This is a genomic window from Candidatus Accumulibacter phosphatis, assembly GCF_012939955.1.
Lineage (GTDB): Bacteria > Pseudomonadota > Gammaproteobacteria > Burkholderiales > Rhodocyclaceae > Accumulibacter > Accumulibacter delftensis.
The window spans coordinates 29,286-54,166 of the sequence record NZ_SPMY01000055.1; the positions used below are offsets into that span (position 1 = coordinate 29,286).

Genomic DNA, 24,881 nt, shown 5'->3' on the forward strand with positions numbered 1-24,881 from the left:
GGTCTCGACCGGCAGTGCCTGGCGTCGGACCGTTGTCTGCGAACGCTGGCCGCCAGCGACCAACAGGGGCCACGGCAGGCGATTTCGGCCGCATGCATCGATCCAGGTCAATTCAATCGGCGGCGCCATCCACACAGCCGAACTCCCCCATCCCTTCACGCACGGCATGTTCGATATCGTCACCCCAGATGGAATCGACAAGGAGATAGCCGCCGAAACCAACGATAAAGCCAACCGCGTTACCGAGGAGTGGCACCTCCGAGCCAAGCACTGCGCCCGTAATCCCGGCTGCCAAGGCTCCGCCGCCCCCGGCGACCGCTGTGCGGGCACCAGTGGCGTAGTAATCAATGTCGCTATAGTCGGCATCCAGGAAGGTTTCCTGGAAGGCCATCGACCCCAGCGAGATCACCGGCGCGGCAACGGCACCGACACCGGTCGACACAAAAAGGCGTCCCCCCAGGACACCGCTGCTGGCGAGCAACCCCGGCGTTTCACCGGCAACCAGGCCACGGCTGGCCCACTGCGACAAACCCAGCGCGGCACGACTTTCCACAAGTGCACCGCCGTAGCCGACCGGAATCGACGCCCCCACATTGAACATGCTGGTCGCCACCATGCCACCATTCAAGTCGCCTTCGCCAGCATGCCACAACAGGCGACCCGACTCGGTAAGCGCCGCCAGCGCGCCACTCACCCGAGCGGCACGCGCAGCGCTTCCACCCGACACCGTCGACAGGGCATCTTCAGTCGCCATCCCGTTGGCAACCAGGCGGTGATACTCGACGACCTCAGGTGGAAAGAGGACATTGCGCTGCAGGCGAGAAACGGCCAGCGTGTTCAGACGCTGCAGGGCCATCACCGAAGCCAGGGTCGCGCGCATCGGCGCCACACGCGCACCGGCACGCTGCGCGACCTCGCCGAACACCGCCTGGATTCGCACCGTGGCATCGACATCGCCGGAAAGGATCAGCGCTTCGATCTGCGCCCAGTTCGAGATCGCCGCAGCACCCTCGCCCACAGGCGCGCCATGTACCAAGGCATCGACCACCGGCGCCAGACGGCCCGCCGACGCCCGCTCGCGCCACGCGGAGGCGAGCCCGGCGTCGACGCTGCCGGCCACCGCGCCGCGCAGGTCCCCTGACAGGGCACGGGCACGCAAGCGCGCGGTGAGCTGGGCGCGAATGGTTCGATAGGCCCGGCTGGAAGGTGACAGCGCGCGTACCTGATCCCATGACGAGTAGGTGCCGTCGCCGTGGCTTATCGGATCGGCACTCAACGAGGCCTCGATGATCGCGCGGCTGGCATCGGTCATCCGCGACGGCGACGCGCTGACCGCGCGCTCGATTCCAGCCGCAAAATCGGCGCGCGAGAGGTTTCCGCCGGCGACCATCGTCTCGACTGCGGCACGCACCGCCCCGGCATGCTCATCCGGTACCAGCAGCCGGGCGCTCGCCGCCGCATCCAGATCGGTGCCAAACTCGGGATAGACCGGGCCCAGCATGTCTGCCGCAGAAGTCAGCGTCGAGCCCTCGGCAGTCGGGCTCATCATGCGCATGAACTTGGTCAGATAGTGATCCGGATTGAGCGGGCCGCCCGTATCGACGCCGCTCATCGAGTGGGTGAGCGACTCGAGGTCGCCCGTGCGCAGATCGAGGGTATCGAAGGTCGGCGCATTGGCCTGCAGGCTGTTCAGGTCAACCACGGATGGATCAAGGATGGTGGAAAGATCCGCACCCAGATGCAGCTCTTCGAACATCGTGCCGCGCCAATTGACGCCGGCACCCCGCATAGAGGCCGGATTCGCCGGATCTGTGCCCGGCGTCACTAACGGGCGAAGGAAGGCGTCGCGAATATAGAGATCGGTCGGGTTTGCGTAGAGGTCGGTCGGCAGAATCACTGCGGTCGACGCCCCCGACAGCCGCCCGGGGACGCCGGGAAAACCCCTTGCACCCGGATCGGCAAAGCTGAAGTCTGGCCCCATGCCTGATTCCGGCCCTGCAGAGAACCCTGGCCACAACGGTGCCGGCTCCGGAGTCGGTGGAGGGAGGCGAACGGTGAGCGCCTGCGAGAAGGGGTCGTGGCTGGCGTAGAACTCGTTCACGTCCACCTGCGGCACGTTGTAGCGAGCCAAAAACCGGTCGAACTGGGCGGGCGTCAACACCTGCCCCTCGTGCTGGAAAGCCGGGCCCTCCTCACGCGCAACATCGGCCAGCACCACCGCGAGCATTTCGGGCCCGATCGGCCGGATCTCGTAGAGCGTTGTCGGCACCGCCGTGATGCGCTCCTCGGCGAGCCAGGAGTGACCCATTCCGCCACGCCGGCGACGTTCGCCGGCAAGGCGGCGCCGCAGGTGGTCGTGGTCGTAGGCAGGCTGTGAGTCCGGACGGCGATCACCAAGGTAGGCGACAACACGCTGCCAATGAGCAAGGAGTTCGGCGTTGCTCAGCGCACGCGCCGACACCGCGCAGGGATCGTAGGCGGCACCCGCTCCAGGCGGCATCAGCGAGGGACGGGCAGCGCTTGAACTGGTGGCCAGCGGCACCGCGACGCTTGCCGCATCGGCACTGGTCATTCCGGCAAACTCGTCCTCCGGGAGGCGCCTGAGCACGCCCCCACTCCGCCCTCGCTGCTGTACCACGTGCGCCACCTCGTGGGCCATCAAGGCGAGGTCGTCAGTGCGCTCGCGGGCACCGAGCCAGATATCCCGACCACGGGTGAACGCGCGCGCACCGATGGCGCGAGCAGCGCGCGCCGGCGCTTTGCCCTGATGGACCCGGATTGCACCGAGATCGGTGCCGAGGGCTGCTTCGAGCTGACCGCGCACCGCGCCGTGCAGGCCGGTGGCAGCACTGCCATTGCGTGCCGGCCGGGCATCGCCGTCGGTGCCGCGGCGGCCACCATCGCCATCGTCGGGCGGCTCTGCGCTCAGGTACTCGCGGCGTAGCGGCTGTTCATCGTTGCCGGGCTCCGCGCTCTCCTCGACGAGATCCTCTGCGCATTGCGGGCACGTCCGCCGCAGCGGCGCCCCAGGATCGTGGCCGAGAAAGCGCGGAACCGTGGACCCCGCCACCAGCGCGCGCGAAAAGGCCTCGGCCTCGTGCTCGAGCGGGTCGTCCGGCTCTCCGACCTCGAGGCGCGCCTGCACCCCATCACCGCCGAGGCAACGCGGCACACCCGGCGTCGGACGCGTCGGCCCGGCACAGTCGCAGGCCCGGCGACTGCCGGGCGGAGCCGCATCGGGCTGAGGCCGCCGGTCGAGGACGAGGCTCATCCACTGCCTCCAACGCCGGCCGGCATCTGCTTGCCGAGCTTGCGATATTCGCTGGCCAGAGCGGCGCTCAACTCCGCCTCGCCGAGAGCAGCGCCCTGCGCACCGGCCAGTGCGGCGGCAGCGAGCACCACATTGCGGATGTGCCCGCCGGGGAGATCGCAATTGGCGGCCAGCCGATTGAGCGCCACGGCATCGAGGATATTCGACTCTCCAAGGTGGGCCAACCACAGTGCCCGCCGCTCGACCGGCCCGGGAGCGAGGAATTCGATGATCGCGTCGAGCCGTCGGGTAAAGGCCGAGTCGAAGCGTGCCCGGCTATTACTGGTCAGCAAGGTTATGCCCTCGAAGCTCTCGATGCGCTGTAAGAGGTAGTTGGTCTGCTGGTTGGCGAAGCGGTCGTTGGAGTCCTTGACGTCGGTGCGCTTGCCAAACAAGGAATCGGCCTCGTCGAAGAGCAACACCACTTCGGCGTGCTCGGCGCGGGCAAACAGCTCGGCGAGATTCTTCTCGGTCTCGCCGATGTACTTGCTGGTCACCGAGGCGAGATCGACCCGGTACAGTGGCAGCCCGAGACGGGTCGCCACCCAGCTCGCGGCAAGCGTCTTGCCGGTGCCAGACGGCCCGACCAGCAACGCCCGCACACCGGGCCGGTAGCGGGTACGCGCGGCAGCGCCGAGCCCGTTGGCAAGCGTATCGCGCAGGCGGCAGCGGGCGACCAGCGATTCAAGCACCTGCCGCAGGCCCGGCGCCAGCACCAACGCCTCATCGGCAATGTCGTCATCCAAGAGCTCGGCGAGCGCGCCGAGGTCGGCACCGACCCCGCGGCGAGCCACCTGGACGACATGTTTCACAGCGGGCGTTTCACCAGCACGGGCCGCCGCCGAGCGAGCTGCCTGGCCCAGTTCGGCGATGCGCCCGGCTCCGTGGCGATGATGCGCAGCGAGCTGATCAACCGCGACCGCATCGCCCAGCGCCGCGCGCCACAGCCGGGCGCGCTCGTCGGCCGGCGGCACCGGCAGACGCCACTGGCTCACGGCGCCGGCAGCCTCGATGCTGCCCTCGAGTCCGGTGGCGACCAGCAGCGGTCCATCGTAGCCCGGAATTTCGGGTAAACGCCGTCGCTCGCCCGGCGTCAGCGCCACCTGCAACACTGGCAGACGGTCCTGCAGCCATAGCCACGGCCCCAGTCCGTGCGGCGCGTCGCCCTCGTAGAAAGCCGGGCGACGACCGCTGGCCGCGGCCACAGCAAGCGCCGCCGCACGCGCCTCGCCGGGCACGGCACTGCGCAAAACCAGCACCCGGACACCGTCGTCGCGCAGGCCGGCAGCCTGGCTGTGCGCCGCCGCGATGGTCGAATCCGGCAGCATCGGCAGCCCGTCATCTTTGCTGCTGACGCCGTCAAAGCAGCCCTCGTAGCCGGCCAACGCCATGACCAGCGGCAACGGCGTGCGTACACAGCGTTCGCACAACGGGCGATCCTGCGACTCGAGCTGCAGCAAGCCTATCCGCCGTCCGCCACCTTCGGCCAGCAGGGCCAGCGCATGGTCTTCGCCGAGCCGCTCGCACAAGCTCGCCAGCAAGCCTAGCGTGGGCCGCGCGCTGCCGACGGGGTGCTGCAGCCAGATCAGCGTCCGCGCAGCCATCGGCGTCAGCTCGATGGCACAGCTCAGCGCGGTAGCAAGGGTTTCGGGGAGGCTCAGGGCTTCGCGGGCGGCGAGAGCGTAAAGCGCATTATCGCCCGCCGGTGGACCGGACAGCCAGGCCGACATCAGCGCCTGCACTACCGCCTCACGGCCTCGTGCAGCGGGTGCCAGAACACCACCACAGCTATCGATGGAACGGCCAAGCGCTTCCAGCCAAGCCGCTTCAGCACCCTGAGCAGCGTTGCAGTCAGTCGCCAGCAACGCCAAGGCCAGATCGGCCAAGCGCGGCAATTGCGTCGCCGCAGCCCCCGTCTCAAGTCCGGGATGTTCCGGTCGGTTCATCCCTGATCCCGCCCGTAGTGAAAGCGTAGTACCCGCCCCAGCCACGGCACCCAGCCCGGGTCGACGTCCAGGCCGGCGCGACGAATGCGCAGATCGACGGCATTGAGATCCTGGCGCACATCGACATGGGTGGCGGTGATGGCGATGCGTGCCGGACGGCAGACCAGCGAGTAGAGGCCGATGCCGACATGGCGGCGCAGATGGCGGCGGCAGTGCCCGAGCCAGCGCACGGCCTCACCATCGGCCTCGCGATCGACGGCCAGCGGCAGAACGCACAACAGCCACAGCGGATCGGCGTCGGCGATCGCCAGTCGCCGCAGCAGAGTGGCGAAAATGAGCTGCGGCAGAGCGCTCGGCGCGCTGTCGTCGCCGAGGAAGTCGGCCAGGCCGAGGCGGTTCAGCAAGGGGACCAGGAGCAGCAGGCCGCCAGCGGCCGTCGCAGCATCGCTGCTCAGCAGTGCTTCCCTCTTATCGACCGTGCTCGGCGAGTCCTTGGCGAGCGCTACGGGTGGCGCTGTCAACTCACGGCCAGCTTCCGGTGCCGTCGCTGGCGACTGCGCTGCTGACGGCTCGCTGCTGGCGACGGCTTTGCCGGCACCAGGCACATTCTCGGCAACCGGCGCAGGTGGGCCATCGCTGGCCGCAGCGGCCGCTTGCGGAGGCGCAGCCAAATGCCTGGGAGGGGCGCCCATATCTGCCGCGTGCGGGGATTTTGGCACGCTGCTTGCGGCTGGCGTGGCGGCCGGCAGCGCCGCGGGCAAGGCGCCAAGCGCCGCCTGCTGAGCGGCAAGGGCTGCGTCGAAAGCGTCTGCTGCGCATCGTTTTTTATCACCGCCATCACCGCCAGTGTGGCGGGCGACGCGCCTTGTCGCCAAGGCTTTGTCCTCCCCATGATCGGCGCCGCCACGCTCCCGGCGGATGTGGTGATCGACAGCCACGCCACACAAAACCGCCATATCGAGCAGCCAGCGATGGCGGCCATCGTCGCCACCAAGCTGCCCGGCCGACCAGTCGAGCAGCGACTGCCAGTGCGCCGGCGCGCTTGGCGGCGCTTGTCGTCGGGCGCCCTTGCAGGCCAACTGCAAACGGGCCACGTCGTCGCTCCGCAGGGCGAGCACCAGTGCAGCGCAAGCCGCGTCGCCGTTGGCAAGGAGCAGCGCCATCCAGCGCGGCAATGCCGCCGGCGCTTCGGGCAACTCGGCAAGCGACAAGGCCAGCGCGCGCAGCGCCGCAGCGCGACCAAGGGTGGGTCGATAGTTCGTCACGACCAGCGGCCAGCACCACGCCTGGCGCGCAGTGTCGGCGAGCAGTAAACGCGTCAGGGCCAGGTGGGCCGTCAGCGCATCGGCAAAACGCACAGCCGGTGCGGCGCCTAGCGCCGCATCGTCGACCAGCGAGCCATCGACGGCGATCGCCGCACGGCACACCGCTTCCAGGTGCAGCGCCACCTGCTGCGGCGACACCCCGGGCGCGAACGGAGGCAGCCGCACGCGGCGCAGCAGCAGTAGCTCGGCGCCGTCGCCCGGCAGGCTGGCGGTGCGCAGCGCGTCCTCGATCAGGAAGCCGGCACGGCGAGCGAGGGCATCGGCCGGCGCGCGGATCGACAGGCGGCGGACCGTGCGCTCGGCGAGCATGAGCCTTACCTGATCTTGACGCTGGCCAGCCGCGCGCTGCTCATCGCCAGCGGGCTGTCGGCAGCGACAAACTGCACCCGGCTCTCGGCAGCCAGGTCCAGGCGGTTGCCCTCGACGTGCAGCACCGTGGTTGACACCTCGCTGCTCGCCAGATCATCGACCCGTGCTCGCGCCACCACCCGGTCGCCCTGATACACCAGCGCCTGCATGCCGACCCTGAGCTTGAGGCCGTCGATAACACGAATCGGCAGGCGAATACCGGGCAGCGCAGTCACCGGCCCCGGCAGGCGACCGGAAATGATGCGATTCACCGGCGCGTGGCTGGCGAGCAGCAAGCACATGTGCACCAGGTCGTTGACCAAGCCCTCGGCCTCGCGGTCGCCGCTCTTCATCTGCCCGAACAGCCAGTCGGCGTAGGCCTGCAACTGGCGCCGCGTCGCATAATCGAGCTCGCCCCAGCGCGGCAGACCGGCCAGGTTTCTGAGCTGTGGCGTGGCGTCGAACTGCGACAGGCGTTCGGCCCAGTCGAGACGGATCGATGGCAGCACTTCCGAGAAGGCCTCGTGCAGACAGGCGGCAATGCGCGAGAGCTCTGCGAACACTTTGGCGGCGTTGCTGGCGACGGCGCCACTGCCGTGCTCGCCATCGATCAGGTCGCCCAGCGAGACGACTTTCTCGGCCTCGGCGCGCGCCCCCTGCCAACCCAGCGCAGAAATTACCAGCGGCTCGATACGCGTGGCTGCGACGCGCAGTTGCTGCACGGCGGCGAAGCGCTTGTCTTGCAACGCAAGGATTGCGCCAGCGACGCCACGAACGGCACTGGCTGGCGGCCGCGCCGCCGCCCGCAGGTTCATGATCTGACTGCGCAACTGCGCCGACTGCATGACCCTGACCAGGAGATCGACGCGGTCGAGTTTATCGAGCAGCGCCGGCAAGCGCGCAAACCAGCGCGACGGCGCCTCGCGCACGACGCCCAGCAGATCGGCGAGTTCGTCGGGGGCGTCCTGGTGCGCCATGAGACAAGCCGGTACCGGCGCTTCGAGCAAGCCGGGATCGAGCTGGCGCATCGGCGCCGGGCTGATCAGTTCGGCCTCGCGCGGACGCTGATAGGCGACGAACTTGACGTGATCACGCAGGATCTGCGTCCGGCGATCGTTGATCGCCGCCAGTCGCGCCTCCTCCTCGGCAATCAGCGCGCGCGTCACGGCGACGTCGTGGCGCGCCTCGGCGAGGTCCTCGCCGACCGCCAGCAGCCGCTGTTCCAGCACGGCGGTCTGCTTCCTGAGGCTGTCGAGCAGCGCCTCGCTGAGCGCAATGGCGTTGCGGTAAAGCTTGATGCGACCTTCGAGCTGACGCATCAGCGCCACCGTGTTGTCGGAAAGGTCAGCGCCGTCCGAGAAATAGGCCGACTCGTCAATCTTGCTGCGCCGCGGCGCCTGCAGCATCAGCGGCAAGCGCCAGCGCTGCTTGAGCACGGTGCGCAGCGGCAGGCTACGGGGCAGGCGGTTGAGCGTGTTCTGCTCCGCGGGATCGCCACTGTCGACGATCGGCAGCGGGCGGTCGGGATTGCCCACCTCCGCCTCGGTCTCGTAGAACAGCGCCGGATCACCACGCACGCCGTGGAAGGCAATGCTCTCGAAGAGGCCGGCGCTGTCACCCCCGTCCTCGACCTCGAGTTCGTCGGCCAGCGCGATCAGACCGCGCACCGCCTCGTAGCGCGTGGACGTGGTGTAATCCTTGGCCTCGTTGGCCTTGGGCGCCGCGAGCCGCTCGGCGATGCTCACCGTGCGCACTTCCGCCTTGCCGATCAGTGGCGCGGCGTTGGTGATGTCGAAGGGAACGAAGCTCGCGCTGCCAAGCAGCAGCCGGGTATTGGTGCTGTCGCGAACCAGCGCGTTCTGGTTCACCGTCGAGCTGCCCGCCTTGAAGGTGAGTCCTTCGCCCTTCACTAGCTCCTGCGTTGCCGATGAATCTACAGTCAGCGCCTGGGCGCCGCCGCTGGCAAAGGCGCTGCCCACTGCCCGTGCCGAGGCGGTCGAAATGCTGCCGGCCGAGCCAGCCGCGCCGCCGCTGGCGAAGGCTGCGGCAGTCTGCGCACCCGCCGGCGAGCCACCGCGGGCTGCCGCCGTGCCAAACTGGGTGGCCGCTGGCGTGTTCTTCAGTTCGTCGAAGAAACCGGCGATGCGCTCGGTCGACGCAACCGCGGTCTCGGCCTGGGCAATGCTGGCCAGCGCCGGTGAGATCGCCAGGCGAGTGGCGGCGGTGGTGCCGAGCACCAGTTGCCGGACGCGATAGATGTCGGTCTGCACCTTGACGAAGTTGTAATCGACCAGATCGTCGGCGCGGTCGGCGCGACTCTTGAGGTAGGCGATGAAACCGTCGAGGCCAAGCTGGAAGATCTGGTAGCGCTCCTGGGCCGAGAGATGGCCCAGCGCCGGGTTGTCGTAGAGACGCAGTGCGGCCTCTACCTGGCCGTTCACCGCCGCGCTGGTCGGCGCGCGCAGGTCACGCGCTTGCAGAAACTGCCACACCCCGCGTGGCTGGGCGCCGGCAGGCAGAGCGCCGGAGAACCACGGCCGCTCGACATTGGCCGCCGACAGCGCACCGGCGTGGGCAAAGGCGGCAGCGCCGTCGAAAAAGGTGAACGCCATGCCGTTCAGCGCCGCGCCGACGACATCGACGCCACTGCCGGCATCCACCGGCACCTCGAGGCGCTGCCAGCGGCCCGGCCGCGGCATCGCGCCGATACGCCGACGCGATGCCGTGCCTTCCGTGCCCCAACTGATTCGGCTCAGTCCCCAGTAGGCGCGGTGGTTCCAGCCGCCGGCACTGCGCCATTGCAGCATCAGCTGCGTCGGCGGATTGTCAGGGTCTACGAAGACCCACACGTAGAGCTGCTCAGCAGCCGCCGCGGTGAAGGTGGCGCTGGCATTTTCGAAGAAATGCTGATGCAGACCGGCCGCTGGCGGCTCGCTATGGCCGCCACTTGCCGGAGCGCCGCTGCCATCGACCGGCACGACCGCCGCCGAGGCATCGAACGGTGCCCACAGATCGTTGTGGGTCATGAAATCCCAGCGCTCGTCGCCATTTTGCTGGGCAGCCGTGGGAAGAACGCTGCAGAACCACTTCCTCGGCGCACCGCCGGTGGCAATCGCACCGGTCATCGCGAACGCCGCCTGGCCGTCGTAAAGGGTGAATGCCATGCCGTCGGCAGCCAGTCCTTCGAGGCCGACCAGCGCCGCCGGCAAGCGCAACTGCACCCACTCGCCGGGCGTCGGCAAGTCGCCGGCGCGGGCGCGTGCAAGCGTGCCTTCCGCGCCCCAGTCGATCAGGTTTTCACCCCAGTAGGCGCGGTGATCCCAGCTATCGGCATGCCATTGCAGCATCAAGGTGCGCGGCGGGCGCTCGGGGTTCAGGTACACCCAGGCATAGAGCTGCTCGCCCACAGCAAGGGTGAGCGTTTCGGTGGCTGCTTCAAAGAAATGCTGGTGCACGCCGGCGCGCAAGCCCGAGCGATGCCCGCCACCGGCCGGTGGCGGGCCCCAGGGGGCGAGCGTTTCGGCTTCGAGCGCTTCTGGATCTTCGCCTAGCGCCGGCACCGCCAGCGCCTTGCCGCTGATCGCCCGGGCCAGCACCGAGGCCCGTGTGCGCAGCCCCTGACGCGCGCCGAGCGCACGCGAGCGCTGCAACTGGAAGGCGGCCAGGGTGGTGGCGAATTCCGGGTCGATCACTTCACGGATCAGCAGACGCGGCTCGAACACCGATTGCGGCACCGGTACCAACAGGCGTACGCGTTCGCCCAGCGCCAGATCGAGCGGCGCCAGCGACGCGGCCTCGGCGAGCGCGGCATCGAGTTGTTCGCTCGGCAGCGGCGCGGCGTCGAGGGTAAAACTGGCCGGAAAGAAAGCGCTCGACAAGGTGTCGAGATCGACGACATGCGCCGGCAAGAGGCCGAAAGGCGGCAAACGCACGTAGTCAGCCGCCAATGTCGCGGCGTCTGGCGCCGGGTCACCGGCCGCGGCAATCTGCTCGGCGAGTTGTTCGAAGCGTGCTTGCCACAGCGCCGGCAACCGCCAGTGGATGCCGAGGTTGTCGGCGGCGCCGCCCATGCGCCCGTAGCGGGCGCGTCCGCCGCTGCGGACGACACTGGCACGGTCGAGGAATAGCGGCGTCCAGTCGCTGGCGCAGGCGACCAGGCCGATCGGCACGCCGAAGGCCTCCCAGGGCAACGCCGCGTCGGGAGCGAGCAGGCGTTCGGCGTCGAAAATGCGCCACGCCAGCTCATTGCGCCAACGCCCGGGCGCGCCGGCCGGCAGGGTCGGCAGGCTGAGGAACTCTTCCGGCCAGGCGTACCACAGCAGCCGCGCGGCATCGCCAATGCGCCAGTCCTCGAAAGCGATCACATTGCCCTTGCCGCAAGCGTCCAGCGAACACGGATCGGTGGGATCGAACTCGCCGATGCGGTCGGCGCTTACCGGCTGCAGGAGCAGGATGCCGACTCTTGGCAACGCATCCGGCAAAGCCGCCACCACCGCGCCGAGTGTCGGGCCAAGCACCTTGGCGGCAGTGCTACTATCCTCGCCGCCGGCCCCACCCATGCCGGCAAAGGCCGACGGGTCGGCTACCGCCGGCAGATCGGCCAGCGCCACTTCCAGCGCCTGCAGCACGCGCACATCCTCGCCATCGATACTCAGGCCCTGCCCCTGCAGCAGCGCCAGGCGGGCGCCAACAAGGCCAGCCGCGCTGCTCAACAGTGCCGTCTCCAGGCCGCGCACGACGCCCGGCGTGAACGCCTGACCACGCAAGGCGATATGCCGAGCGGCCCAGTTCTGGCGACCCGACAGCGTCGGCCCGGTGAGCGTACGGCCGGCAAACAGATTCGGCCGACGCAACCACCAGCGGCCGGCGTCGGCGGCAGTTTCCGGCGCCAGGCCGACGACTTGCTCGCCAGCCAGGGGCCTGTCGATTGGTGTGATGCTCACGATCCACCTCCTTCAGTCATTTGCGGTTGCCCCCGGCCTTGCCGGTGGCCTCGCTCGTACTTGCGGCGGGCGACGCCTTGCGGCGTTTGCCCGATGGCGTGGTGGCGGCTTTTTCGCCGGCTGTGGGAGTGTCGACGGCCGGCGCGGCTTGCGCTGCTGCCCGAGTCGTCGCCGCCCCCGCCCTCGTCGGCGGGCGCGGAATCAGTGTCGGCGTCGGCGCCGCTGTCGGCGTCGTCAGTGTCGGTTTGACGGCGGGCTCGGAGGGATTGAGTGGCTGCGGTCGCAGGACCGTGCCCGCCATGCGCGACAGCTCGGCGGAGCGCAGCTTGGCGGCTGCGCTATCGGCGCTGCGCCAGTCGCCGCCGTCGGCAATCGCCGCCAGCGCCGCGGTGCTCGCCACACTGTCCGGCCGGGCGCGTTCGAGGCGGATCAGACCGTCGCCGACACCGGGAGCCGAAAGATCCGCGGCCACCCGCAGCACGGCCGCTTGATCAAGCGTTTCGGCCCGGCCGAGTTCGCCGAGAGCTGCCGCGGTGAGACTTGGCGACTCGGCGAAGCGCGGACTCGCGAGCAGGCTCTGGACTTCCAGCGCGGCGCGCGGCGTGGCGCGCGCAAAGACACGGTTGCTGGCGATGTCGAGACCCAGCGCGCTGAGCCGCGACGAATCGGTGCTCGGTTCGAGGGTGTCACGGCCAGCAAGGCGGATCGCCTCACCGGCCAGATCGTCGCGATAGGCAAGATTGCGCCGACGCACGAACCATAAATCCGGCAAGGCCGCGAGCCGTGCCCACTCGGCGTTGGAAGGATCGCCGCTATCGATCGGCAAGGGCAAGCGCGGAATGCGCAGCTGCTGAAGGATTTCAAGCGGCTTGCGGGTCGCCACCAGATTTATCGCCGCCGGGCGCAGGGTGCGCGTGCGGGTCGTCAAGCGGCTGCTCACCGCCCGCCATTCGTTGCGCGGGATCGGCGCCAGCAGCAATATCGAGGTCGATTCGAGCGTCGCCGACGGCGCTTCGAGGTCGATCGGCGGCAGCGACAGCGCCTCCTCGACCAGCGCCGGCAGTTCGTCCTCGGGGATGATCGAGAAATCGACGACCATTTCGGGCGGGAAATATCGCTGCGTGAAATCACGGCTGTCGATCATGCCGGCCGGTATCGGCCCGGCCGACGGCAACAGCGGAAAGTTCTCGCGCGCCGCGAAGCCGCGCCCGCCGCTGGCCAGCAGGAGGTCGGCGAGATGCACCTGGTGCTGGACCAGGTGCGCCAGACGCAGCGCACGCGGAGCGTAACCAAGGCCCGGCAAGTCGGCGCGATCGGCACCGAGTTCGCGACGCACCATGGCCTCGTCCACCCACACCACAACATTATTGGACAGCGCCAGCATGGCCAGCGGCAGGACGTTGGCCGACAGGCCGCGCGCACCGTCGCCGGCAAAGATCGCCGCTGCCGCGCGGCCACGCCGGGCGTCGAGGGCATCGGCGGCGCCATCATCCTGCCACGGCACGAGGACGATGGCCGTGGCTTCGACCACGTCGCCGTCTTCGACGCTACGCTGGCCAGTGATCGACGTCGGGTAGGAACCAATCGGATTATCGGTGTATTCAACCGGGCGCAGCGCCAGCACGAACAGGCCGCTGCGATTGCGCAGCGGTGGCTGCGCTACTCTGCCGAGCCCAAAACGTGCCGACAGCTGCTCGGCGCGCGGGATGTCGGCGAGCCGCAGTTCGATGGCCCGCGTCAGCAGCACCAGTTCGCCAGCGGCGGTAACGCCGTGGCCGGCCGCCACATTCACCCGATCGCCAGCGCTGCCGCGCTCGACATCGAGGCCGCTGGCCACGCCGCTGCCGGCGGCCTGGCCGAGGTCGGCTTCGCGGGTGAGGATGTATTGCTGGTCGCGAATCAGGTCGCGTGCGGCCAGGAAGCGGCCGTCGAAATAGCGAGGCCGTTCGCGGCGCGGGTCTTCGATCAGCGCCCCGGCTTCCTTGAGCCGCGCCACCTCCGCTGAGCCAAGAGTTGCGCGCGTTTCGCCAGTGATCAGGTTCATGACTCATCCTCCAGAGCGCCGCTTGGCGCGCCATTGATCTTGCGGTTCATCCGCCCAGCCCGAGTGCGCCGGCGAGCATCCCCAGGTGCGGCAACACGCGGCGGCCGCCGTTATCGACGATGGCATCGCCGCTGCGTGCCGGCGGGTCGCCAGCCGCCACCGGAACGAAGATCCGCGCCAGGAACACCGCGGTCGGATCAAGGCCGGGCGGATGCCCCGGCGGTGCCGGCAATTCGCCGGCAGCGTCGCTGCCGCCGGCGCTGCCAGAGATATCCGGCCAGCCAGCGAGGACCGCATCCTGCAAGGCGTCGCGGCGCGCTGCCGGGGCGAGAGCGGAGAGGTCGCGATCCGGCAGCGGCAGGCCGTTGAAATCATCGTCGAGGCCGTCGCCGCGCAGCACCAGATGCACCTCGAAAGCGTCCCGCAGACGCGAGGTCTGCACCGCGTCGAGGGCGTCGAAGGGCCCGCTGGCGAAAGCCGGCGTGAGTGCCTGACGACAGGTCACGAAGCGCACGAAGACATCGGCGATCACGGCCCGCGCGGGCAGCACCGGCCCGTCGGCGATGAGGCGTGCGCTGGCGAAGCGCTGCGGGTTGTCGAGCGCGGCGAGGCGCAAGCCGTCACCGCCGTCGCCTGCCAGTTCACCGTCGAACCAGCGCGTCAGGCGCAGGCACACCGGTCGCGGCAGTTCCACCAGGCGCCCGAGCCGGTCTACCGCCAGGCCGGGGGCGATACGCACTTCCTCGACCGCCTCGCCTGCCGCCGGCACCTGACGCACGCGCAAGCCGGCCAACGTCCCGCCAGCAAAAAGGCCCGTCGCGCCGGCGGCATCGGCATCCAGCCCCGCGGGCAGGCGCCGCGCTCCGGCGCCACTGACAAAAGCTAGCGCGCGAGCAAGTCGGCTGCGGTGGTAGGTCTGCTCGTCGGCAAAGTCACCGGCATCGAGCAGCATTCCCGTGGCGTAGTGCGGGCGCGCCGCGTCGGGCAGCGCGTAGAGCGGGTCGTCGGAAGGCGGGCGAAGGGGCCTGTTCATGTTTCGCTCCTGGGTTTGGCTGGCTTGGCGGGCTTGGCGGGTTTGCGCGCCCGCGCCTTGCGCGCTTCAGCGGGGGCACGGGTCGGCCGAACAACGGGGGTGAGGATTGCTGTCCACCCCGGCAACGGCGGCCGAAATAGCGTTGGCCGCGGTGGCGTTTCGACTACAAGCCGCCGGCTGACGACCACATCGACCGCCTCGGGCGCACTGCGCCGTCCATTGTTGCTCACCACCACCAACTGGAAGCGGTGCGTGCCGACGGACAGGCCGGCATCGACCACCACCACGGGTTCGGCGGTTTCGACGGTGCGCCCCTTGACAAAAGTGGTCATCGCATCGGCTCCGCTTGGCGACTCAGGGCTGACCCATGTAAGTCCACAAATAGGTCACCACACGGCCACCGCCAGCATCGAAGGACCGGCTGCCATCGAGGTTGAAGCTGGTCGCGAAGTCCACGCTGCGCGGTGCATTCAGCACGGCGGTGGGGTTTTCGGTATCGGCGACGATGACGATCACGTCGTCAGCAATCGAGCTGTTGCCGGAGTCGTCCACCACCACCAGACGGAAGGTGTGGCGCCCCAGCGGCAGCGCAGAATCGGCGGACAGGGTGACTTCGACGGTAGGGGTCTCGGTCTTGACCTCCTGGTTGATGATGAACTCGGCCATTTTTGGCTCCTTGTGTCGGGTTGAGTTGCGGGTGGTTTTACCAGCGCTGTTGCCGCGCTGCTGGCACCTAGTCTGTCAGGCGCCATCGATACTCGATGATGCGTCCGCCAGGCGCGGCGCTCGAGCCGCTGCCATCGAGGACGAAGCTGCGACCGTGCGCGACGGCCATGTCGGGGCCGGCATCAGCCACCGGCGGCACCAGCGGCAGCGGTGACAGCGCACCTGACAAACGCGGGTCCAGGCTGCCGACGCCGAGCACGTAATCGCCGTTGCCGAGGCTGCTGACGCCGAGCCGAGCCGCAATGCGCTCGCGCGGCGGGCCAAGGTAGGTATCGACACCGACCAGGCTGGCAATGCCGACCAGCAGCGGCCAGGTCGCAGTCGCCACCTGCACTTCGACATGGGCCGGCGCTTCGAGCTCGACGATGCGGCGGAGCAGGCCAAGGTCCTGTGGCTCGACGCGCTGGTGCACCAGCACCAGCGCGCGGAAGGCCAGCTGGTCGTAGAAAGCAAGCACCGCCGAGCGCTCGGCGCTCGAAATCAGCTCGTCGCGGAACAGTGCCAGCAGTTCGACGCGTTCGGCCTCGCCGAGAACCAGGGTATCGCCGACCACCGAATTGCCGCTGATGACCAGGCCTGGCAAAAGCGGGTCGTCCGCGACGTTGAGGTTCACGCCGAGCAGCGTGCTCATCAGCCGGCGCATGCGAAAGCCTTCCAGGACCACGATCTCGCCGCCACGCACGCCGCCGTCGCTGGCGATGTCGAGCGCCAGCCGCAGACCGCGCTGGCTGCCGTGGTAGCGCGCCAGCTCGCTCGAACGGACGAGCCATTCGCGCCGCCGCCCCTCCGGCAGCACGGCGTCGAAGGCCACGCCGAGCCAGCCAGCGAGCCATTCGAGCGACTCTTCCGGCACCACCACCGGGTCGCTCGCCAGATGAGCAGCGGCGACGCGGTCTTCAAGCGGAGTGAGCACGCCTTCGACGTTGCCCAGCAGACGCTCGAGGAAATCGGCGGGCGTCGCCACGCCAGGACTTTCCGCGGCGGCGCCGAATTCGCTTTCGCGATAGAGGCGCGGCAGATATTGATCACGGTAGGAGAAGCGCGAGCCGTAGGCGCGCAAGGCGGCCAGTTCAGGCGAATCACGCCCCGCGCCGAAAAACGCCACACGCACCCACAGATAGCGGCCGCTGAGAGCGCGCACGCGATGCGCGGCACGCTGGACCAGCGCCGTCCACAGTCCGGCGCGGCCGGGCTCGGGCGCGCCCCAGGCACCCAGGCCGGGATGGCCAGGCAGCTCGGAAGGCTGCCGTTCCCAAACCGCGTGCGGCACGGGCCCGGCGGGCAGTGACTCGTCGGGCAGTTCACCGAAGACATGCGCGTGCCATTCATCGACCACCGCAGGGCTCGGCTCGGCGCTCGTCGCCAACCACACCAGCAGGCCGCAGCCGACCGGCAGGCGGGCTTCGGCGTAGAGCCGGTGCCAGACCGTCCGCTGGTCGCCGCTGTCGATGAGGTGCATCGCCGCGCTGCTGAAATTCGCCGCCTCGCCGCGGCGGGCGAGGTTGGCCAGCGACAGCCGGTAAAGCGGTTCGAGCGCGCCGCCCGCCAGCGGGTAACGTGGAGGATCGTCGAGGCGATGGGCGAAAGGCGCTTCCTCGGCAGCGCTCGCCAGCGGGTAGATGTCGCCGGCCGGCTGCAGCGTCAGCGCCACCGCGGGCGAACCCCTGGGCACCCACACTGGCGCGTCACGGCGGCCCGGCACGCGCGCCACGATGGCATAGCTTCCGCCGTCGCTGAGCCAGTCGATCGCATAGGCGAAGATCGCACCGGCCAGCGTCTGCGCCGGTCCGAGCCTGGCCAGCAGCCGATCGAACAGGCGCAGGCGACATTCGCCATCGCCGAACCATGACAACAGCGCCAGCGTGCCGTCGGCGGCAAGCGTCAGCGCCTGCGGCCGCTCGCCGGCCGGCCAGACAACGTCGTCGAAAATCTTCAGCGTTGGCGGACTGGGGTTTTCGGGATCGGGGCGGAAAGTGCCCGGCGCGTAGCCAACCGCCGGCCGCTCCGGCTGGAGGCAGCCGCTGAGGTGACCGAGGCGACCGCTGGCACGTTCCAGCAGCCACACGCCGCCGCGTGGATCGGCGGCAAGACGCCAGGCCTGGAAGTCCGGTGTCGGCAAAACGGTGTCCGGCCAGCGACCGCGCAGGTCGTGCAGCAGGAGGCGTTCGCCCAGCGCCACGTAGAGCACGTCGTCGAAGCCGGCAGTAAAGTCCAGCGGTCGCTCGGTGAGTGGCAGCAAAGTCGCCACCGCCGGCAGATGACTGACGACGACGATGGCCATCGCCGCTTGCTCCCAGCGCGCGCTGGCGCCGTGCCGGTCGACCGACTGCGGCAGACGTTCGAGCGCCGCCGCGGCGATCCCGGCGGCGTCCGCCGGAGCTGCCGAGAGACGGCGCTCGCTGGCCAGGCGCAAGGCGCGGCAAGCGGCACGGTAATCGACGTGACTGCGCCCCGGCCAGTGCCGGTCGTCGGCCAGTAACCAGAAGCGCTGTCCGTTGGCATCCATCAGCACAGCTCGGGCACGACCGGCACAGCGACAGCGCTGTCGTCGGCGAAGGGGTTGGGCAGCGCCGAGAGGTCACCCGGCGCACCACCACTGCCACTGCCAGCCGGATTGTCCACAGCCACCACCGACAGCAGTTCGGGCAGCTGCCAGGCGGCGAGTTGCAGCGACTGGCTGCCGTCGGGCGTATTGCGCGTCAGCAGCCGCCATTCGCCCTTCCCGGCGATCTCGGCACGTTCGAAGAGGTTGATGCCGCCGACCTCGGCGATACCGGCGACCCGCGAGATTTCCACTTCCAGTTCACGCTCGCGCAGCGTGCGACCGAGCGGCCAGCCGGCGCCACCCGGCCCATGCGGCGGTAGCGGCCAGAGCAGCCGGCGCAAGGCCTCGCGCAGCTCGAAGAGCACGGCCTCGCGGCCGAAACCGTCGCGGATCGTCACGCCCACCGACACGCCGAGTGACACGTATTCACAGCCGATCACATACAGCTCGGTGGCCAGTGGTGTGCGCACCGACAGATGCGCATGCACGCGCTCGATGAACGGCCGGTCGGGACGCGGATTGGGCGCCTTGCCGAAGGGCTGCGCCGGCAAGACCATCACGCTGACCACGCCGGGCACATCGAAGCGTCGCTCGCGTGGCTTGAAGCGCGGCAGCAGCTCGACGCGCGCCACGTCGGTGCCCGGCACCTCCTGCGCCAGGCGACGGTAATCGTCGGCCGTCACGGCGCGCTCGCGATGGCGCAGCAGCGCGGGAATGCGCTGTTCGGCGCGGGCCAGGCTTTCGGCATCTTCACCGCCTGCGGTGGCGAGCGGCTGCAGCACCTTGATCGCCGGCATCGTCCGCGCCGCACCGACCAGCCGGGCCGAGGAGATTTCGCTCAGGCTGGCCGCCGGCAGATTGCCGGCGCGGCCACCCCCGAAGCGTCCATAGGCCAGGCGGATGCGCATCTGCCGCTCCGGCACCCGGCCGCGTACGCCATCGCCGAAGCGCAGGCTGCCGGCCTCGGCATCGAGCTCGAAAACCGCCGCCTCACGCGCCACCAGCGCGTCGGCCGAGAGGGCGGCAAGATCTTCGACCCGCTGCCATGGCTGATAAGCACGGCCTGGCTCCTCGACCTGGATGCGCAGGGTGTCGGCGTCGACCGACGCGACCGGCAACTGGAAGACCTGGTCGGCAGCGCCGGTCGATACGCCGAGTACGCGGCCTTCGAGAGTGCTGCGCTGATCGACGGCGACGGCGTTGATGCCGACCCAGGCCAGCTTGAGACTGCTGACGCCGCTTCCTGGCTTGGGCCGCAGACGCAGCCAGCCGATCAGCCGGGCGGCTTTTTCGGGATCGTCGAGGCGCGGTGGATTGTCGCCAACGCCGGCGCGCGGATTCTCGCCGACATCGTTGGCGGCTGCCCAGATCAGCGATTCGTCGGGCATCGGCAGGCGCAGCACGCCCGGCCGCGTCAGCCCGGCGGTGCTGTCGTTGGCGTCGCCGGGGAAAGGCTCGATGGTCAGGTAGTCGGCATTTATGCCGTCGGCGCCGCGCGTCACCACTTCCCACAACACCGACACGCGCGCGCGCTGGCCGACTTCCTCGAACAGCGCCGGGGCGGCGATCGCCGGCACCACGCCGACCGACAACATCGCCGTCGCGCCGCTGTCGCCGCCGCCGAGCGCCGTGCGTGCGGCGACATTCGTCGCTGCCTGCTGTTCGGGACGCTGCGCGGCGGGCGCCATCAGTGCCAGCCACAGCGCGCGATCTACGCTCAGCGCGAAGACGTCTACGCCCTCACCACTCGCCGCCTGACCGCCTTCGAAGAGCGGTGAAGCGAGATAGGCTTTGGCAGCACCGTCGATACGATGCACCTTCTGCAGACCGGCGATCACCGCCTCCATGCGCGCCGCATCGGCGTCGGCGAGCGGCTGCTTGTACCACGCCTCGGCAGCCACCGGCAGCAAGGTCGTTTCGGCCAGCGTTTCGAAGGGCAGCGGCGCCTTGATGCGCGCCCCCGCGGCGAGCGTCACGGCCGCCAGTTCGGTGGGCTGGGCAAACGCCAGACTGACGATGGCGGCAGCCGGCCGCGCCGGGCGCAGGCCCTGCCCGAGCAGCTTGAGGAAAACCAGCCGCTGGCGCTCGGGAATCAGGTTGACGCGATAGAGCAGTGCGTCGCCGAGCCAGGCGAACAGCTCCAGCAGAGTGCGACCGGGGTCGCCCAGGCGTGGGTTGGTCCATTCCGGCGTGTGCGCCGGGACGCGGGCCAGCAGATCTTCGAGCAGATCGTCGAAGCTGCGGTCATCGAGACGAGGCGGCAGGATCGGCATTAGCCTTCCTCCAGTCGAACGGTCACGGCCAGCGCGCCGGGCGTGCCGGAGCGGGCCAAGCGATAGGCGATCTCCACCCGCAGGTCGGAGGGCTTGTCGGGGACTTCGAACACTTCTACCCGGTCGAGCAGGATGCGCCGTTCCCAGCGGCCGAGCGAATCCATCACCCAGTCACGAATCTGGCGCCGGGTAGCGAGGCTGTTGGGAGCGTGCAGCAGGCGGTCGAGTCCGGCGCGAACTCCGGGCGCATCAGTTGCTCACCGGGTCGGGTGCTGAGAATCACGCGGATGCCCTGGCGCACGCTGGCTTCGAGATCCGGCCAGTCGAGTCGGCCGTGCTCGTCCGGCAAGGCGAACAGCGGCCAGCCAATCAGGGGACGCGGCAGCTGGCTGGTGCTCATGACTCACCTCCGCTCTTCTTGGGGAAGGGGATGCAGATCTTGATGAACATCATCCAGCGGAAAAACAGATCGAACAGCGACAGGAAGATGTTCAGCACGATGAAGGCGCAGATGGTGATGATCGGAATATTGAAGCTGCAGATCCAGCCGAGCTTGAGGCCATTGTCGGCCGGCTCCTTGCCGTCCATCAGGTCGAGCGGATCGCCGCCGAGCAGGTTCTGCATCGACGCCGGAACGGTGAACGCGACGTTGGGCTTGAGCTTCTTGAGCATCTCCTTGTCGCTCGGGTCGGGCAAGGCAATCTGTAGCGGCGGCGCACCGCTGCCTTCGTACCAGGGGGCAATTACAAAAGCCGGGCTGTAGTCGCCCCACACCGTGCGGGCCGGGCAGACACCTTCGGGCTTGAGACGCACGAAGGCGCGCAGCACGTAGCGCGCACCCGGGTCGTCGAAGCGTCCGGCGACGCCGCTGACGGCCTCGAAACGCAGACGCAGGCAGGCCGACAGGGCGCGCAACAGGGCATCGCCGGTAGTGGCGTCGAGCGCCGGCCAGCCCGCCGGGATGGTCGGCGCCGGCGAGATCGTCTCATCATTGAGCAGGATGCGGCTGGCCGCGGCGAGGAAATCGCCCGCCGGGCGGCTGCCGGCGATTGGCTTGCCGACGGCGTCGGCGAGCGGCAGGGCAATGCCGTTGAGCACCTCCATCAGCGAATCGGCTTCGGCGCTGTCGCCGAAAGCGTCGAACTCGACAGCCAGTTGGCGCAGCAGGAGCAGGAGGCGCTTCATCATGCTGCGCTCGGAGTCGCCCGGATTGCCGGCGATGCTCGCCAGGTCGGGCGTCAGAGCACGGCCCGGCCGCGGGAAGCTGTCGGCGAGGCCGCGCAGCGGGCCGACCAGATGCTCCTTGAAGTCGGCCGTCGTCGGACCGAACGCGGCCTCGTCGAACTCCGGCGCGCCGCCCTCGGCTTTCTCGCTGCTGGTGGTCGGGATCAGGCCGTAGAACAGCGTCGCAGCTGCCGCCTTGCAGACGTCGGGCGGAGCGACGAACATCGGCACCACCGATTCGTTGAGCAGCGCATCTTCCTGCGCCGCCAGCAGCGTGCTCACTTCGCGGTCGAGGACCGGCTGACCGGTCGTCGGCCGGCTCAGTCGGCGCAGTGCTTCGGGGTCGTGGCGATTGCCGCGTGCGGCGCCGTCGGCGGCCGCGGCGATGTTTGCCCAGCCTTTCAGGCTGTCGCCGGCGCGCATCCAGCCCTGCTTCACTTCATTCCCCTTGGCATCGCGCACCAGCCGACGGATGACCATGCCGGCTCCCTCCACCCGCTGCGGGTCGATACGTGGCTCGCCCGGTGTATCGCAACGCGCTTCCATCACCGCCAGGTTGAACTGGCGCTGAATCGGCTGGAAGAGCTTGAGCACTGGCGACCCTTCGGCGGCGCGACGAATGCCTTCGACCAGCTCCTGTTCACTCTTCTGCCCACTTTCCTGCTCGCTCTTGACCACCGGCGCAGCGGCCACCCGCCCGCCGGCGAGACCCAACTGGCGGCTGGCATCGCGCAGCTTGTTGAAAAGCTCGCGGCCCCTATTGCGTTTGCTGCGCGACCGGGTGTCGCTAGCGGTGGCCATGCGGGTCGGACGCGCCAGACTGTCGCGCAGAGCGATGCGCCCATTGGCATCGCGCAGACTGGCCAGCACGGCTTCGATGAAGTCGTCGTCGCTGCGCTGCAGGATCGCCGGCGCGCCGCCAACGGCAAGGTCGCGCGGGGCCGAGAGGATCACCTCGTGATGGCTCACCATATGTTTCCCGCTCCCGGTGTGTAGCTGGTGGAGATAACCGACGTCGCCTGCAGGACCTCGCATTTGACGATGCCGGAAAACTTGGCCATGGCTGTATCGACGGTGACCATGCCGGCGCTGACCTTGACCTGCGGTGCTTCGACCTTGACCTCGGCACTGGCGGTGATGCTGATCCGTGCCGCCTCCATGACGACCCGATTGCCGTTTGAGTCCTCGACGGTGACCTTGCCCGGTCCGTCGGAGAGTGTAAGCTTCTGCCCACCCGGCGTTTCGAGGACCAACTGTTCCTGACCCTGCTGATCATCCAGGGTGACGGTAACGCCGTTCTTCGAGCGAATTCGCTTGAAGCGATTGCCCTCGTCGCCGAGTTCGGCCGGTGCCGCGTTGGCACCGCTCCACAGCCCACCGACGACCAGTGGATAGCGTGGATCGCCTTGCAGGAAGACGACCAGCACCTCGTCATCGACATCGGGCATCAGGAAAGCGCCGCGATCGGCACCCGCAAAGGGGCACACCACGCGCGCCCACAGCGGTGCGTCCTGACCCTCGAAGGCATCGAAGGCGAGCAGGCGAATCTGCACCCGATTGCGGCGTTCCGGGTCGGCGATGTCCACGACCCGTGCCAGCTGGGCGCCGTTGAGCCATCCGGCGGCGGGCTGAAAATGCGGCGCACGATCCATCAGGAGGCCTCCCCGAGATACGCGCACTCGCCGACGAACTCGGTGCGATAGCCGGCGCGCAGGTCGTAGCGGTGACGCGCCTCGACGACGTAGTAGCTGTTGTCCCAGCGCGCGGAAAGGCCAGTGACCGCTACCGTGCTGCCAACGCGGAGTTGGGCATTGCCCTCGGCAACGGCGTCGAGACGCACGAAGCGGCGCGCGCGTTGATCGAAGGCCGCCTCGGCCACTGCCTGCGCTTCGGCGTCGGTCGCCAGCGCCAGGTGACCAAGGTGTTCACTGCGCCGTTCGAACGCGCGGCCAAGCCAGTCGGCGCCACTCGTACCGCTGCCGGGCCCGCCGTGGCTGAGACTGCCGACCTCGGCGCTGACGGCGCTGCCGCCGACCGGATCCCAGCCCGCGGCGGTGATGCTGCTCACCTGTTGCGCGAGATCGGCCACCACCCGGGCGCGTGCCAGCTGGCCATGCAACTCGAGGCTGAGTTCACCCCGACGAACCTCGCCCCGCGGTGCCACCTGCAGTTCCTCGCCGACGATCTGCAGGTCGGCGTCGAAACGCCCAAGCAGCCGCCGCAGGAAAGCGAGATCGCTCTCGTTGAGTTGCGCCCAGGTAGCGATCGGCTCGGCCAAACCCTGCACCGAAGGACGCAGGCCGAGCTCGTTGGCGACGGCATTGACCACGTCGGCCGGCGACATGTCACTGTAGACCTTGCTGCGGCGCGCCATGCGGGCGCGACCCAGCGGATCTTCGGCAAGCACCACCAGTTCGGGCGGCGAGCCCTGCGCAAATTCGGCCTCGAAGCCGCTGACCACGCCACGGAAAAGCTCTCGGGCCTGCGTTTCGTCACCGGCATAGACTTCGATGGCCGTGCCAAGCGCAAGCCGAGAACCGTCTTCGAAGGCATATTCCGCACCGGCGTCGGTGGTACTCGCCCAGTTCGAGAAGCGCAGTTCGGCGGTACTCATACCCCCCTCGGATTCCTCGATGCGCATGCCGATGAGCAGTTCAGAAACGCGCAGGTCCTCCTGTCCGGCGAGGCGCAGCGTCGGCCGCGCACGATAGACCGCGGATTGACTGACGGAGGTTTCGGCAGGCATGGTCGCCAACTCCTAATCGGCGTGCCAGCGCTGGCGACGCTCGTTGCGCAGCGCGAGTTCGCGCAGCGTCGCTTCGACTGCCGCAGCCTCGCGTGCCGCATCGGGCGCCGGCGCGGCACTGGTCGACTGCGCGGCTTCATGATCCGGCCGGACCTCGGCCTGCATCTCTTCGATCATGATCGGCATGAATCGCTCCTTTAATGTGAAAGTCGCGCAAGCGACTCACGAAACTCCCTTCTCCCTCGCGGGAGAAGGGGCAGGGGAAGAGGGAAACGGTCATGACTTTCATGATTTGGGGTGTCTCCACGTGTCATGACCGTTAATGTGAAAGTCGCGCAAGCGACTCACGAAACTCCCTTCTCCCTNGCGGGAGAAGGGGCGGGGGTGAGGCGGGGAATTCAGGGAGCATGGCTCCCTG

16 protein-coding genes are annotated in these 24,881 nt (G+C 68.9%); all 16 read right to left on the reverse strand.

Annotation, left to right across the window (positions count from 1 at the left end; translation table 11 throughout):
- Nucleotides 1-112: 112 nt before the first annotated feature.
- On the reverse strand, nucleotides 113-3,271 hold the full coding sequence (locus E4Q23_RS17860) for a DUF4157 domain-containing protein (protein ID WP_169067895.1): 3,159 nt from the start codon (nucleotides 3,269-3,271) through the stop codon (nucleotides 113-115).
- The gene (locus tag E4Q23_RS17865) at nucleotides 3,268-5,256 is read right to left on the reverse strand and encodes an ATP-binding protein (RefSeq protein ID WP_169067896.1); all 1,989 of its coding nucleotides are present in this window, start codon (nucleotides 5,254-5,256) and stop codon (nucleotides 3,268-3,270) included. Before E4Q23_RS17865 ends, E4Q23_RS17860 begins: the two co-directional genes overlap by 4 nt.
- Nucleotides 5,253-6,890, reverse strand: coding sequence for a hypothetical protein (locus E4Q23_RS17870; protein ID WP_169067897.1), 1,638 nt, complete (start codon nucleotides 6,888-6,890; stop codon nucleotides 5,253-5,255). The genes E4Q23_RS17865 and E4Q23_RS17870 overlap by 4 nt, the downstream gene beginning before the upstream one ends.
- Nucleotides 6,891-6,895: 5 nt before the next feature.
- Complete coding sequence (locus tag E4Q23_RS17875; protein WP_336511727.1) at nucleotides 6,896-11,872, reverse strand: hypothetical protein; 4,977 nt, start codon at nucleotides 11,870-11,872, stop codon at nucleotides 6,896-6,898.
- 16 nt (nucleotides 11,873-11,888) lie between these two features.
- Nucleotides 11,889-13,916 carry a hypothetical protein gene (locus E4Q23_RS17880; RefSeq protein ID WP_169067898.1) on the reverse strand — a complete coding sequence of 676 codons (2,028 nt, stop codon included), beginning with the start codon at nucleotides 13,914-13,916 and terminating at the stop codon, nucleotides 11,889-11,891.
- Nucleotides 13,917-13,962: 46 nt separating this feature from the next.
- Nucleotides 13,963-14,949, reverse strand: coding sequence for a hypothetical protein (locus tag E4Q23_RS17885; protein WP_169067899.1), 987 nt, complete (start codon nucleotides 14,947-14,949; stop codon nucleotides 13,963-13,965).
- Complete coding sequence (locus tag E4Q23_RS17890; RefSeq protein WP_169067900.1) at nucleotides 14,946-15,281, reverse strand: hypothetical protein; 336 nt, start codon at nucleotides 15,279-15,281, stop codon at nucleotides 14,946-14,948. Before E4Q23_RS17890 ends, E4Q23_RS17885 begins: the two co-directional genes overlap by 4 nt.
- A 22-nt stretch (nucleotides 15,282-15,303) precedes the next feature.
- Complete coding sequence (locus tag E4Q23_RS17895; protein ID WP_169067901.1) at nucleotides 15,304-15,615, reverse strand: hypothetical protein; 312 nt, start codon at nucleotides 15,613-15,615, stop codon at nucleotides 15,304-15,306.
- 67 nt (nucleotides 15,616-15,682) lie between these two features.
- Nucleotides 15,683-18,181, reverse strand: a complete 2,499-nt coding sequence (locus E4Q23_RS17900) for a phage tail protein (protein WP_169067902.1) — start codon at nucleotides 18,179-18,181, stop codon at nucleotides 15,683-15,685.
- A complete protein-coding gene (locus E4Q23_RS17905; protein WP_169067903.1) occupies nucleotides 18,181-20,493 on the reverse strand; it encodes a putative baseplate assembly protein in 2,313 nt (770 codons plus the stop codon). The genes E4Q23_RS17900 and E4Q23_RS17905 overlap by 1 nt, the downstream gene beginning before the upstream one ends.
- On the reverse strand, nucleotides 20,493-20,660 hold the full coding sequence (locus tag E4Q23_RS24140; RefSeq protein WP_336511728.1) for a hypothetical protein: 168 nt from the start codon (nucleotides 20,658-20,660) through the stop codon (nucleotides 20,493-20,495). The genes E4Q23_RS17905 and E4Q23_RS24140 overlap by 1 nt, the downstream gene beginning before the upstream one ends.
- Nucleotides 20,657-20,893, reverse strand: coding sequence for a GPW/gp25 family protein (locus E4Q23_RS24145; protein WP_248595551.1), 237 nt, complete (start codon nucleotides 20,891-20,893; stop codon nucleotides 20,657-20,659). Before E4Q23_RS24145 ends, E4Q23_RS24140 begins: the two co-directional genes overlap by 4 nt.
- Nucleotides 20,890-22,686 carry a hypothetical protein gene (locus E4Q23_RS17915; RefSeq protein ID WP_169067904.1) on the reverse strand — a complete coding sequence of 599 codons (1,797 nt, stop codon included), beginning with the start codon at nucleotides 22,684-22,686 and terminating at the stop codon, nucleotides 20,890-20,892. Before E4Q23_RS17915 ends, E4Q23_RS24145 begins: the two co-directional genes overlap by 4 nt.
- Entirely contained in the window at nucleotides 22,683-23,369 is a 687-nt protein-coding gene (locus tag E4Q23_RS17920; RefSeq protein ID WP_169067905.1) for a phage baseplate assembly protein V, read from the reverse strand. The genes E4Q23_RS17915 and E4Q23_RS17920 overlap by 4 nt, the downstream gene beginning before the upstream one ends.
- Nucleotides 23,369-24,463, reverse strand: coding sequence for a phage late control D family protein (locus E4Q23_RS17925; RefSeq protein WP_169067906.1), 1,095 nt, complete (start codon nucleotides 24,461-24,463; stop codon nucleotides 23,369-23,371). Before E4Q23_RS17925 ends, E4Q23_RS17920 begins: the two co-directional genes overlap by 1 nt.
- Nucleotides 24,464-24,475: 12 nt before the next feature.
- Nucleotides 24,476-24,649 carry a hypothetical protein gene (locus tag E4Q23_RS17930; protein WP_169067907.1) on the reverse strand — a complete coding sequence of 58 codons (174 nt, stop codon included), beginning with the start codon at nucleotides 24,647-24,649 and terminating at the stop codon, nucleotides 24,476-24,478.
- Between the last annotated feature and the right edge of the window lie 232 nt (nucleotides 24,650-24,881).